At 66.7% G+C, this 12,263-nt stretch carries 11 protein-coding genes; 6 read left to right on the forward strand and 5 right to left on the reverse strand.

Annotated elements, in window-relative coordinates:
• Positions 1-52: 52 nt before the first annotated feature.
• Positions 53-1,048, reverse strand: coding sequence for an alpha/beta fold hydrolase (locus V9L20_RS18145; protein WP_337297647.1), 996 nt, complete (start codon positions 1,046-1,048; stop codon positions 53-55).
• 26 nt (positions 1,049-1,074) lie between these two features.
• Between V9L20_RS18145 and V9L20_RS18150 the strand changes: the two genes are divergently transcribed.
• On the forward strand, positions 1,075-1,845 hold the full coding sequence (locus tag V9L20_RS18150; protein ID WP_337297648.1) for a 3-hydroxybutyrate dehydrogenase: 771 nt from the start codon (positions 1,075-1,077) through the stop codon (positions 1,843-1,845).
• A gap of 39 nt (positions 1,846-1,884) precedes the next feature.
• Here the strand turns inward: V9L20_RS18150 and V9L20_RS18155 are convergent, their stop codons facing one another.
• Complete coding sequence (locus V9L20_RS18155) at positions 1,885-2,595, reverse strand: SIMPL domain-containing protein (protein ID WP_258506707.1); 711 nt, start codon at positions 2,593-2,595, stop codon at positions 1,885-1,887.
• Positions 2,596-2,648: 53 nt separating this feature from the next.
• Complete coding sequence (locus V9L20_RS18160; RefSeq protein ID WP_258506709.1) at positions 2,649-3,005, reverse strand: hypothetical protein; 357 nt, start codon at positions 3,003-3,005, stop codon at positions 2,649-2,651.
• A gap of 172 nt (positions 3,006-3,177) precedes the next feature.
• On the opposite strand from V9L20_RS18160, the gene ompR reads away from it, so the two are divergent.
• Together ompR and V9L20_RS18170 are read left to right on the forward strand one after the other, a co-directional pair.
• The gene (gene ompR, locus V9L20_RS18165; protein ID WP_126749638.1) at positions 3,178-3,909 is read left to right on the forward strand and encodes an osmolarity response regulator transcription factor OmpR; all 732 of its coding nucleotides are present in this window, start codon (positions 3,178-3,180) and stop codon (positions 3,907-3,909) included.
• 76 nt (positions 3,910-3,985) lie between these two features.
• Complete coding sequence (locus V9L20_RS18170) at positions 3,986-5,395, forward strand: sensor histidine kinase (RefSeq protein ID WP_258506717.1); 1,410 nt, start codon at positions 3,986-3,988, stop codon at positions 5,393-5,395.
• Between the two features lie 12 nt (positions 5,396-5,407).
• Here the strand turns inward: V9L20_RS18170 and ispF are convergent, their stop codons facing one another.
• Both ispF and ispD read right to left on the reverse strand, forming a co-directional pair.
• Entirely contained in the window at positions 5,408-5,896 is a 489-nt protein-coding gene (gene ispF / locus V9L20_RS18175; RefSeq protein WP_337297649.1) for a 2-C-methyl-D-erythritol 2,4-cyclodiphosphate synthase, read from the reverse strand.
• On the reverse strand, positions 5,893-6,606 hold the full coding sequence (ispD, locus tag V9L20_RS18180; RefSeq protein WP_337297650.1) for a 2-C-methyl-D-erythritol 4-phosphate cytidylyltransferase: 714 nt from the start codon (positions 6,604-6,606) through the stop codon (positions 5,893-5,895). The genes ispF and ispD overlap by 4 nt, the downstream gene beginning before the upstream one ends.
• Positions 6,607-6,721: 115 nt before the next feature.
• Between ispD and mfd the strand changes: the two genes are divergently transcribed.
• The 3 genes from mfd to V9L20_RS18195 are packed head-to-tail and all read left to right on the forward strand — an operon-like array spanning position 6,722 to position 11,975.
• A complete protein-coding gene (mfd, locus tag V9L20_RS18185) occupies positions 6,722-10,204 on the forward strand; it encodes a transcription-repair coupling factor (RefSeq protein ID WP_337297651.1) in 3,483 nt (1,160 codons plus the stop codon).
• Positions 10,201-10,911, forward strand: a complete 711-nt coding sequence (gene serB, locus V9L20_RS18190) for a phosphoserine phosphatase SerB (protein WP_258506749.1) — start codon at positions 10,201-10,203, stop codon at positions 10,909-10,911. Before mfd ends, serB begins: the two co-directional genes overlap by 4 nt.
• On the forward strand, positions 10,908-11,975 hold the full coding sequence (locus V9L20_RS18195; protein WP_258506750.1) for an Ldh family oxidoreductase: 1,068 nt from the start codon (positions 10,908-10,910) through the stop codon (positions 11,973-11,975). Before serB ends, V9L20_RS18195 begins: the two co-directional genes overlap by 4 nt.
• Positions 11,976-12,263 lie beyond the last annotated feature (288 nt).

A 12,263-nucleotide genomic window follows, 5' to 3' on the forward strand; every position in this document is an offset into this window, starting at 1 on the left:
GTCGGACGTGTTTGCCGTTTGAAGGCTGGAAGACTCGCGCTTCACGTTGGCCTCAATCGAACAGGAAGGATGTGACGGCGGAGACCTGCGCAGGGTCGATGAAGGTCGGCGCATGGCCCACGCCTTCGAACTCGATCAGCTTTGCGCGCGGACCGCGCTCGGTCATGGCCAGGGCCGTATCGCGCGAGAGCAGATCCGACTGGGCGCCGCGCGTCACGAGCGTTTGCGCGTCGATGGCGTCGTAAAGGCTCCACATCACGGCGCCGCCCTGGGCCGCGGCCTCGGGCGTGATGGCGCGCAGCGCCACGGCAATGGCCGGGTCGTAGTGAAGCACCCACGGGCCCGCACCCTCATCGTTGCCGGCTTCGAGCTTGCCTGACCCATCGGCCGTGCGCTGCGACGCCGGTACCACCATGTGCTGCGACAAGGCAAGCCACTGCGCCGGCGTGTGCGGGCCGAAAGTGGTCGAGATCGACCACATGGCGTCGGCTGCCTGCTGCACGCTGTCGTAGCGGCCGCCCTGCCCCACGTAGGCGCCGATGCGCTGAAGGGCCCTGGCTTCGATCGTCGGGCCAACGTCGTTCACGACGAAGCGGCGTATCGGCTTGGCCAGCGGCAATTGCTTGTGACCCGCCAGCACAAAGCCGATCAGCCCGCCCATGCTGGTACCGAGATAGTCGAAGGTATCGATCGGCTGTTGGCGGTGCAGCTCGCCCACCAGCGCCAGCATGTCGGCCGCATAGACGGGCACCTGGTAAAGCGCCGGGTCGCGCAGCCAGTCGCTTTGGCCGCGCCCCGCAACATCGGGACAGACCACGCGCACATTGCCGCCGGCGCGCGCCACGATGGCTTGGGCCAGCACGTCGAAATCGCGCCCTTGCCGGGTGAGCCCGTGCACGCACATCACGACATGCGCACTGCGCGCATCGCCCCATTGCCAATAAGCCATGCGATGACCGCCCTGGGCGTCATCGCACGCCACATGATGAAGCGTCGGGTCGGTCATGAAAACGAAGTCGTCCTGGTGCGGATAATGGTCTCGTCGCATCCTAATTCATCCGGAGATTGATCTTTATGCTCAAAGGCAAAACCGCGCTTGTCACGGGGTCCACCAGCGGTATTGGCTTTGCCATTGCCAAGGCCCTTGCACAGCAAGGCGCACACATCGTGCTCAATGGCTTTGGCGATGCCGAGGCTCCCAAGTCGCAGATCGAGGCGCTCGGCGTGCGCGCCGAATATCACGGCGCCGACATGAGCAAGCCCGCCCAGATCGAAGACATGATGAAGTTCGCCGCGGACAGGTTCGGCCGTGTCGACATCCTCGTGAACAACGCCGGCATCCAGCACGTGGCCAAGGTCGAAGACTTTCCGCCAGAACGTTGGGACGCGATCATCGCGATCAACCTGACCAGCGCGTTTCACACGACACGGCTTGCCATTCCGGCCATGCGCGAAGCCAACTGGGGGCGCATCGTCAACGTGGCGTCGGCCCACGGGCTGGTCGCCTCGGCGCAGAAGTCGGCCTACGTGGCGGCCAAGCACGGCATCGTCGGCTTCACCAAGTCGGTTGCGCTCGAAACCGCGACCACCGGCATCACCAGCAATGCAATCTGCCCGGGCTGGGTGCTGACCCAACTGGTGCAAAAGCAGATCGACGACCGCGCCGCACGCGAAGGCATTTCGGCCGAGCAGGCGCAAAACGAACTGCTGGGCGAAAAGCAGCCTTCGCTGCAGTTCACCACAGTCGAGCAGCTCGGCGGCCTGGCGGTGTTCCTGTGCTCGCCCGCCGCCGACCAGGTGCGCGGCGTGGCCTGGCAAATGGACGGCGGCTGGACGGCCCAGTAATCAGCGCGGCGCGGCCGGCGCGCCAGCCGCGCCTGCTTCTTATTTGAGCTGCACCGACCCCGACACGTTCACGACCACGCTGGTCTTCCCGGCTTCCACCGGAACCGGCGCATCGGCGGAAAAAGACTTGGCGGATGCCGCCATGACGCGCGGCCGGATCGGGCCGTTGTCGTTCGCGTTCACCGAGACTTCGCGCAGCGTGTAGCCGCCGAAGCCGAAGCCCTTCGCCAGTTCCGTGGCCTTCTGCTTGAAGTTCTCGATGGCGATCGTCTGCGCCTCGGTCTCGCTCTTGGCGCGCTGCTCGCGGCTCAGTGCAAAGCCCACATTGCCGACGCTGAGCGTGGTGATGCGCCCGGCAGTCTGCGTGATGCGCGGAAAGTCGCGGCCCTCGAGCACCATTTCAGCGGAGCCCTGCCAACCGTTGATCTTGCCTTCGCGGGTGTAGCGCGGCGACAGGCTGAAGTTGCCCGTGCGCACGTCGAGCTGCCCAGGTTGGGCGTTTTTCTTGGCTTCGGCCAGCGCTGCGTCCACCGCGGCCTTGAGCTGCGACTGAACAGTGGCGGCGTCGGTGGCGTCGCGCGTGGTGGTGAGCGTCATGCTCAGCAGGTCCTGCTGCACTTCGACCGTGCCCGAAGCCGTGAGCTGCAGCACGTTCTGCGGCGGCGCGGCCATGTTCTGGGCCATGGCGGTGCTTGCGGCCCCAGCCGCGGCCAATGCGACGCAAGCCGCGATCAGTTTGATTTTTTTCAAGACGAGATACTCCCTGGATTGGTACTCAAGACGCCAAAACGCGCCGCGCCGCCTCAGCGGCGCTGGCTGCGCGGCAAGGTCAGCGCGCGGCTGGCCGAAATCGGCGCCGGCGCGATTCGCTCGGCCGGCTGCGATTCTGCCGAATTCGGCCGCGGGGGGGTGCCGGGGGGCGTCCACTGCCTTCGCACCTGCTGCCGCAATTCGAAGAGCTCGGCCGCCGTGAGGCGCCGGCCAGCGGCCGCCTCTTCCCGCCGAATCTCGTCGCGCTGGGCCGCACGGTGGGCGGCTACGGCCTCGCGCACTTCGCTCCGGCGCACGTCGCCAACCTTGAGAAAGTCGCCGGCCACAGCCAAGGCAGGGCCACAGCCGCAGGCAACGATGATCGGAAACGCGGAAAGAAGAGTTCTCATTGAACGAAAGTCATCAATGAGGTGGACTTTGCCACTGCCGGGCTAACGTCGGATGACTAGACAGCGAGCGACCGCAAGTTTTGTAACTTAGTGTCAAACCATAAGTAAAACCGGCTCAACGAGGGCCTAACGCCTTCAGAATCGGCGCTGTTACAAATTCAACGTTGTAGAAATGACTCAAGTTCCCGCTCGCACTGACAAGATCGTGATCGTCGACGACGACGCCCGCATCCGCGACCTGCTTCGCCGCTACCTGACCCAGGAAGGTTTCGAAGTGATCGTGGCCGAGGACGGCAAGGCGCTCAACCGCATCCTGCTGCGCGACACGGTCGACCTGATCGTGCTCGACCTGATGATGCCCGGCGAAGACGGCCTTTCGGTCTGCCGACGCCTGCGCGCCGCCAACGACCGCACGCCGATCATCATGCTCACCGCCAAGGGCGAGGACGTCGACCGCATCGTCGGCCTCGAGGTCGGCGCCGACGACTACCTTGGCAAGCCCTTCAACCCCCGCGAACTGCTGGCCCGCGTGCACGCGGTGCTGCGCCGCCGTCCGCCGCTCGAGGCACCGGGCGCCCCTTCCACCGAGAACGAAACCGTGACCTTTGGGCCTTTTGCGTTCGATCTCGGTTCGCGCACGCTCAAGAAGGATGGCGAGGAGCTTTCGCTCACCACCGGCGAATTCGCGATGCTGAAGGCGCTGGTGCGCCATCCGCGCCAGCCGCTGTCGCGCGAAAAGCTGGCGCAGCTGGCCCGCGGCCGCGAGTTCGAGCCCTTCGACCGAAGCCTCGATGTTCAGATCTCGCGCCTGCGCAAGCTGGTCGAGGCCGACGCCGCAGCGCCCCGCTACATCCAGACGGTGTGGGGCGTGGGCTACGTGTTCGTGCCGGACGGCGCGGCCTGAACGACGTTCAGAGGTGGCCATCGGCCTGCAATCCGCCAGACCCAGCCCAGCCCAGGAGGACGGCGCCCAGGTCACCATGCCAAGCCCTCTCGAGGGCACCGGCCAGCGTGACCGGCGACCGGGCCTGAAGCTCGGCTTCAGCCTTTTCTGGCGCACATTCTTCCTGCTCGCCCTGCTGCTGATCGGCTGCACGGTCGCCTGGCTGCAGACTTTCCGCTCGCTCGAATACGAGCCACGCGCCATCCAGACCGCGCACCAGATCGCCTCGCTTGTGAACCTGACGCGCGCGGCGCTGGTGTATTCGGACGCGATCACCCGCGTGTCGCTCATCAAGACGCTGGCCGACCAGGAAGGCGTGCGCATCCTCCCGCGCGAGCCCAACGACCGGTTTCAGCCTTACACCAGCGGCGCGCTCGACCAGCGGGTGACCGAAGAGCTGATCGACCAGCTCGGCGAGGGCACCACGGTGGCCAGCCGCGTCAACGACGAGCCGGGCCTGTGGATCGGCTTCACCATCGAGAGCGACGCCTACTGGCTGCTGCTCGACCCGACCCGCTTCAGCCGCGTGGGCGGCCGCACTTGGCTGGTGTGGCTCAGCACGGCCATGGCGCTCTCGCTGGCCGGCGCGGCGCTGATCACCCGGCTGATCAACCTGCCCCTCAAGCAGCTTTCGCGCGCCACCATGCAGGTGCGCGAAGGCGAATACGAGGCGCACCGGCTCGACGAGCGCGCCCGCACCAACGAGATTCGCGCGGTGAACATCGGCTTCAACCGCATGGCCGACCAGCTCGCCAAGATCGAGCAGGACCGCGCCATCATGCTGGCCGGCATCTCGCACGACCTGCGCACCCCGCTGGCGCGCTTGCGGCTCGAAACCGAGATGAGCGTGTCCGACGAAGACGCGCGCGACCACATGGCGGCCGACATTGCCCAGCTCGACGCCATCATCGACAAGTTTCTCGACTACGCACGCCCCGACCATGTCGACCCCAAGCCCGTGCTGCTGCGGGACGTGGTCGATGCCTGCACCTACGCCGTGCAGGACTACGAAGAAATGAACATCCGCGTCGACGTGCCGCCCGACCTGCGCGTGATGGGCGACGAGGTCGAGCTCACCCGCGTGATCTCCAACCTGGTGGAAAACGCCCGCCGCTACGGCAAGACGCCTTCCACCGGCGTGGCCGACGTGGTGATCCAGGCGCAAGCCAACAACGACGCGGTGCTCATCAAGGTGCGCGACCACGGCGCAGGCGTCGAGCCCGCCCTGCTCTCGCAGCTGACCAAGCCCTTCTTCCGCGGCGACGTGGCGCGCACCTCGGCGGCCGGCGCCGGCCTCGGCCTGTCGATCGTTGCCAAGAACATCGAGCGCATGGGCGGCACCTTTGCGCTCACCAGCACGCCGGGACGCGGCCTTGCGGCGCACATCCGCATGCCGCGCGCCATGCCGGTGCCAAAACCCGCCGAAGCCCCCAGCCGGCGGGCGTAGGGCGGCCGCCGGTCAGCGGTAAAGCAGCGCCACGGCGCGCGCTTCCATTGCCCGGCCCTCGCCAACGGGGCCGAGCTTCTCGGCCGTCTTGGCCTTCACGTTGACCTGCTCGGGCGCAAGCCCCAGCGTCTCGGCAATGCGCTGGCACATCGCCGGAATGTGCGGTGCCAGCTTGGGCGCCTGCGCAATCACCGTGCTGTCTACATTGCCGATTTCCCAGCCCGCGGCACGCACGCGCCGCGCCGCCTCGCCGAGCAGCACGGCCGAATCCGCGCCGCGAAACTGCGCATCCGTATCGGGAAAATGCCGGCCGATGTCGCCCAGCCCCGCCGCGCCGAGCAGGGCGTCGGTAATGGCATGCAGCAGCACGTCGGCGTCCGAATGCCCCAGCAGGCCGGTGGTGTGCGGCACCTCGACCCCGCCCAGGATCAGCTTGCGCCCAGCCACGAGCTGGTGAACGTCCCAGCCTTCGCCGACGCGAATGTTGAACGGCGCTGTCATACCGAGCCCTTCTTGCGACCGAGCAAAACCGCTTCGGCCAACGCAAAGTCTTCGGGGAAGGTCACCTTGAAGTTCTGCGCGCTGCCCGGCACCAGCAGCGGCGACAGGCCGATCGCCTCGATGGCGCCGGCTTCGTCCGTGACTGCATCGCCCGTGCGCTCCAGCGCATCGAGCAGCATGCCGACGCGGAACATCTGCGGCGTCTGCGCCAGCCATTTGTCGGCACGCGGCAGCGTTTGCGACACCCGGCTGTCGCCGGAAGAGACCTTCAGCGTGTCCGCCAGCCGATGCGCAAGCAGCCCGCCGACGGCGTCGTGCTCGCAAGCCGCAATCAGCGCCTCGATCTGGCTCGACGTGACCAGGCAGCGTGCCGCGTCGTGCACCAGCACCCAGTCATGCGCCCCGGCCCCTTTCTGCCGAAGCGCTGCCAGGCCGTTGCGCACCGTGGCCGCGCGCGTGACGCCGCCCACCTGCAGCAGGAATTCACCCGTGGACGGAAAGCGCGGCAGCGCCGCTTGAATGTCGCGGTCTTCGGGCGACACCACCACCGCCAGGCCGGCAAAGCGGCCCGCCAGTGCGCGAAAAGCCTCCACCGTGTGGGCAACCATCGACGCCCCCGCGATCCGCTGGTATTGCTTGGGCTGCACGCCACCCGCACGGTGGCCGAACCCGGCACAAGGAATCAGCACGAAAAGTCGGGAGGAAGACATGAGGTCCGGCACCGGCAAGGCCGGCAAGCGAATAAGGGGCCGCCATTCTAGAATCGACAGCTTCACACCCCTCGCCCAGCCGGCGCGGGGTGTCGTGCATTTTCAGAAGCGTTCAATGGACCTCCCCCACCTCACGGCGGGCAAGCGATTCACGCTGCCGCGTCCTCCCCTATCGGCCGACGCCCTGCTGCTGGCGCAACTGGGCGTGCGCGAAAAAGCCGCCGGCCGGGCCACCGCGGTGTTCACGGCGGACGCGAACGATGCGCAGCGCCTGATCGATGAGATGGCGTTCTTTGCGCCGGACCTGCGCTGCGCCCTTTTCCCCGACTGGGAAACGCTGCCCTACGACAGCTTTTCTCCCCACCAGGACCTGATCAGCGAGCGGCTCGCCACGCTCTGGCGCATCAGTCAGAAAGAAGCCGACGTGGTGCTGGTGCCCGCCACCACCGCGCTCTACCGGCTGGCACCGCCCGCCTTCCTCGCCGGCTACACCTTTCACTTCAAGGCCAAGCAGAAGCTCGAGGAATCGAAGCTCAAGGCCCAGCTCACGCTCGCCGGCTACAGCCATGTGACGCAGGTGGTGAGCCCCGGCGAATACGCGGTGCGCGGCGGCCTGATCGACCTGTTTCCCATGGGCTCGCTGGTGCCTTATCGCGTCGACCTGTTCGACGACGAGATCGACTCGATCCGCACCTTCGACCCCGACACCCAGCGCAGCCTGTACCCCGTGCCCGAGGTGCGCCTGCTGCCGGGCCGCGAGTTCCCGATGGACGACGACGCCCGCGCGCGCTTTCGAGGCCGCTGGCGCGAGCTGCTCGAGGGCGACCCGACCAAGAGCCGCATCTACAAGGACATGGGCAACGGCGTGGCCACCGCCGGTATCGAGTACTACCTGCCGCTGTTCTTCGACGAGACGGCCACGGTTTTCGACTACTTCGGGCCCGACGCCACCGTGGTACTGCACGGCGACCTCGAACCCGCGTTCCAGCATTTCTGGCAAGACACCAACGAGCGCTACCGCCTGGTGCGCGGCGACCCCGAGCGGCCGGCGCTGCCGCCCGAGGCGCTGTTCCTCAATGCCGAGCAGTTCTACCAGCGGGCCAAGCCGCATGCGCAGCTGGCCATTCGAGGTGACATCGCCGCCGAAACGCCGTATGCGGAATTCGACCGGCTCCCGCCGTTCGCAGTCGTGCGCGGCGCCGAAGACCCACTGGTCGGCCTCAAGGCCCACATCAAGGCAACGCCGCACCGCGTGCTGCTGATTGCCGAAAGCGAAGGCCGGCGCGAAAGCCTGCTCGACTTTCTCCGTGCCAGCGGCGTGAGCCCGCCGGCCTTCGACTCGCTGGCCGAGTTCGAGGCCTCCCCCGACGAGAAGATCGGCATTGCCACCGCCGCGCTGGCCTCGGGCTTCGCATGGCGCGAACAGGGCATCGATCTCGTCACCGAAACCGAGCTCTTCGCGACTGCGCCCACCACCCGCCGCCGCAACAAGAAGCAGGAACAGGTCAGCGACGTCGAGGCGCTGATCAAGGACCTGTCCGAGCTCAATGTCGGCGACCCGGTGGTCCACACGGCCCACGGCATTGGCCGCTACCGCGGCCTCATCCACATGGACCTGGGCCAGGGCGTGGATGCCGAAGGCAAGCCGCTGCTGCAGGAAATGCTGCACCTGGAGTACGCCGACAAGGCCACGCTCTATGTGCCCGTTTCGCAGCTGCACCAGATCAGCCGCTACACCGGCGTGAGTGCCGATGAGGCCCCGCTGCACAAGCTGGGCTCCGGCCAATGGGAAAAGGCCAAGCGCAAGGCTGCCGAGCAGGTGCGCGACTCTGCCGCCGAGCTGCTCAACATCTACGCGCGCCGGGCCGCACGGCAAGGCCACGCCTTCCGCTATTCGGCCGCTGACTACGAGGTATTCGCCAACGACTTCGGCTTCCAGGAAACGGCGGACCAGAAGGCCGCGATCCATGCCGTGGTGCAAGACATGATCTCGCCGCAGCCGATGGACCGGCTGGTCTGCGGCGACGTGGGCTTCGGCAAGACCGAGGTGGCACTGCGCGCCGCGTTCATCGCGATCACCGGCGGCAAGCAGGTGGCGTTTCTCGCGCCCACCACGCTGCTGGCCGAGCAGCACTACCAGACGCTGGTCGACCGCTTCGCCAAGTGGCCGGTCAAGGTGGCCGAAATGAGCCGCTTCCGTTCGGCCAAGGAAATCACTGCGGCGGCCAAGGGCCTGGCCGAAGGCACGGTCGACATCGTGGTCGGCACGCACAAGCTGCTCTCGCAATCGGTCAAGTTCAAGAACCTGGGCCTGCTCATCATCGACGAGGAACACCGCTTCGGCGTGCGCCACAAAGAAGCGATGAAGGCGATGCGCGCCGAGGTCGACGTGCTCACCCTCACCGCCACGCCGATTCCGCGCACGCTGGGCATGGCGCTCGAAGGCCTGCGCGACCTGAGCGTGATTGCCACCGCACCGCAGCGGCGCTTGGCCATCAAGACCTTCGTGCGCAACGAGGGCACCGGCGTCATTCGCGAGGCCGTGCTGCGCGAGTTGAAGCGCGGCGGACAGGTCTACTTTCTGCACAACGAGGTCGAGACCATCGAGAACCGGCGTCAGAAGCTCGAGGAGATTCTTCCGGAAGCGCGCATTGCCGTGGCCCACGGCCAGATGCCCGAGCGCGAACTGGAGCGCGTGATGCGCGACTTCGTGGCGCAGCGCTACAACCTGCTCTTGTGCTCGACCATCATCGAGACCGGCATCGACGTGCCGACCGCCAACACCATCGTGATGAGCCGCGCCGACAAGTTCGGCCTCGCGCAGCTGCACCAGCTGCGCGGCCGAGTCGGTCGCTCGCACCACCAAGCCTATGCCTACCTGATGGTGCCCGACACCGAGGGCCTCACCAAGCAGGCGGCGCAGCGGCTCGACGCCATCCAGCAGATGGAAGAACTGGGCTCCGGCTTCTACCTGGCCATGCACGACCTGGAGATCCGCGGCACCGGCGAGGTGCTGGGCGAGAACCAGAGCGGCAACATGATGGAGATCGGCTTCCAGCTCTACAACGAGATGCTGAGCGAGGCCGTGCGCGCGCTCAAGGCCGGGCAGGAGCCCGACCTGCTCGCGCCGCTCTCGGTCACGACCGAGATCAACCTGCACGCGCCCGCCCTGCTGCCCGACGACTACTGCGGCGACGTGCATCTGCGGCTCTCGTTCTACAAGAAGCTGGCCACCGCCAAGACGCCCGAGCAGATCGATACGCTGCTGGAAGAAATCGTCGACCGCTTCGGCAAGCTGCCCCCGCAGGCGCAGACGCTGATCGACACGCACCGGCTGCGCGTGCTCGCAAGGCCGTATGGCGTGGTCAAGGTCGATGCGGCGCCGGGCGTGATCCACATCACCTTCAAGAAAGACCCGCCGGTCGATTCGATGGCCATCATCCACCTGATCCAGAAGAACAAGCACATCAAGCTTGCCGGCAACGAAAAGCTGCGCATCGAGCGCGAACTGAAAGAGCCGAAGGACCGCGCACAGATGGTGCGCGACGTGCTGCGCAGCCTCGGCCAACCCATCGTCAAGGAAACCGCCCCCGCATGAGCGCTACAGAAATTTCTCCCGGCCTGGTCATCCAGCGCGTGAAGCCGCCGCTGAAGCTTGCCGACTTCAAGCTGATCGCGTTCGACATGGACTCGACGCTGATCAACATCGAGTGCATCGACGAGATTGCCGATGCCGTCGGCAAGAAAGCCGAGGTGGCGGCCATTACCGAAGCCACGATGCGCGGCGAGATCAAGGACTTCAAGGAAAGCCTGCGGCGCCGCGTGGCGCTCTTGAAAGGCGTGCCGGTCGAGGCGCTGCAGCAGGTGTACGACGAGCGTCTGAAGCTCAACCCAGGTGCTGCCGAACTGGTCGCGACGTGCAAGGCGGCCGGGCTCAAGGTGCTGCTGGTGTCGGGCGGCTTCACCTTCTTTGCCAACCGGGTGAAAGACCGCCTGGGCATCGACTTCGCGCGCTCCAACCTGCTCGACGAAGCCGATGGCCAACTCACCGGCCAGGTGGTGCAACAAAGTTGGGGCGACATCTGCGACGGCGCCGAGAAGCGCCGCACGCTGCTCGAAGTCGCGTCGCTCATGGGCATTTCTCCGCAGGAGACCATCGCCGTGGGCGACGGCGCCAACGACCTGCCGATGATGGGCGAAGCCGGCCTTTCAGTGGCCTACCACGCCAAGCCGAAGGTGCGCGAGCAAGCCATGGTGGCCATCAACGAGGGCGGCTTGGACAGAGTGCTGGAGATCCTGAAATGACCGACAACACCGCCCCGCTCTACAGCGCAGATGCGCTCAGGGACTACGGCAGCGCATTGCTGCAAAAAGCCGGGCTTGCCGCCTCGATGGCCGACAGCGTTGCCCGCACCCTGGTCGAAGGCGACCTGCTGGGCCACGACACGCACGGCCTCGCCCTGTTGGCCGGCTACGTGAAAGAGATCGAATCCGGCGGCATGACGCCGGACGGCGCTCCGGAGGTTCTGTCTGATCGCCCCGCCGCCGTGCTGTGGGACGGCAAGCGCCTGCCCGGCCCCTGGCTCATGGACCAGGGCATGGACATGCTGCTCCCGCGCGCCCGCGAGCTCGGCACCGCCTCGCTCGTGATCCGCCGCAGCCATCACATCGCCTGCCTCGCCGTCTACATGTTGCGCGCGCTGCAGGAAGACATGCTGATGCTGCTCGCCTGCTCCGACCCCAACACGGCCAGCGTCGCGCCCTTCGGCGGCACGCAGGCGGTGTTCACGCCCAATCCGCTGGCCATGGGCTTTCCGCTGTCGCAAGGCGGCGTGATGGTCGACATTTCGGCCTCCATCACCACCAACGGCATGAGCAACCGCAAGCGCGCAGCCGGCGAGACTTTTGCCGAAGAGTGGCTGATCGACGCCACCGGCAAGCCTACGAACAACCCGCAGGTGCTGTTCGACCAGCCGCCCGGCACGCTGCTGCCCGTTGGCGGACTCAGCCACGGCCACAAGGGTTATGGAATGGCGCTGCTGGTCGAAACGCTGACCGCCGGCCTCGCAGGCCACGGCCGGGCCGATCCGCCCGAAGGCTGGGGCGCGACGGTGCACATCACGCTGCACGACCTGCACGCGTTCGGCGGCAAGGAAGCCTTCCTGCGCCAGATGGACCACGTGGCGGCCCAATGCCGCAACAACGCGCCCGTCGATCCGGCGAAACCGGTGCGCCTGCCGGGCGAAGGCGGTTTGAAGCGCCGTGAAACCCAATCTAAGAACGGGGTGCGGCTGCACCCGTCGATTGCGCGTGCGCTGCAGGATGCGGAGCAGCGCTATGGGCTGCAACTCGCGCAGGCGCTGATCTAGGAAGCGGTCTGCGATCTATTTGACGTTGCGCTGTTCAGTTCAGGGCGGCGCACCCGCCGACGGGGTACCTTTCTCCGCGAATGTCCCCCGGGGCTGCGCCCCTCCTCCTTTATTTCGCTGCGCAAGGCACCCCGCCAGCGGGTGCGTTGCACAGAGCAGTGGTTGATCAGCGAAGCACCAGCAGCGTGCCCAAGTGCACAGGGCATCGGGTGCTCCCCGCAGCGAAATAAAGGAGGAGCCGAAGGCGGGGGACATTCGCGGAGGGGAGTACCCGGTGGCCTTTGCACA

This window comes from Variovorax sp. CCNWLW225, from assembly GCF_037204045.1.
GTDB lineage: Bacteria > Pseudomonadota > Gammaproteobacteria > Burkholderiales > Burkholderiaceae_C > Variovorax.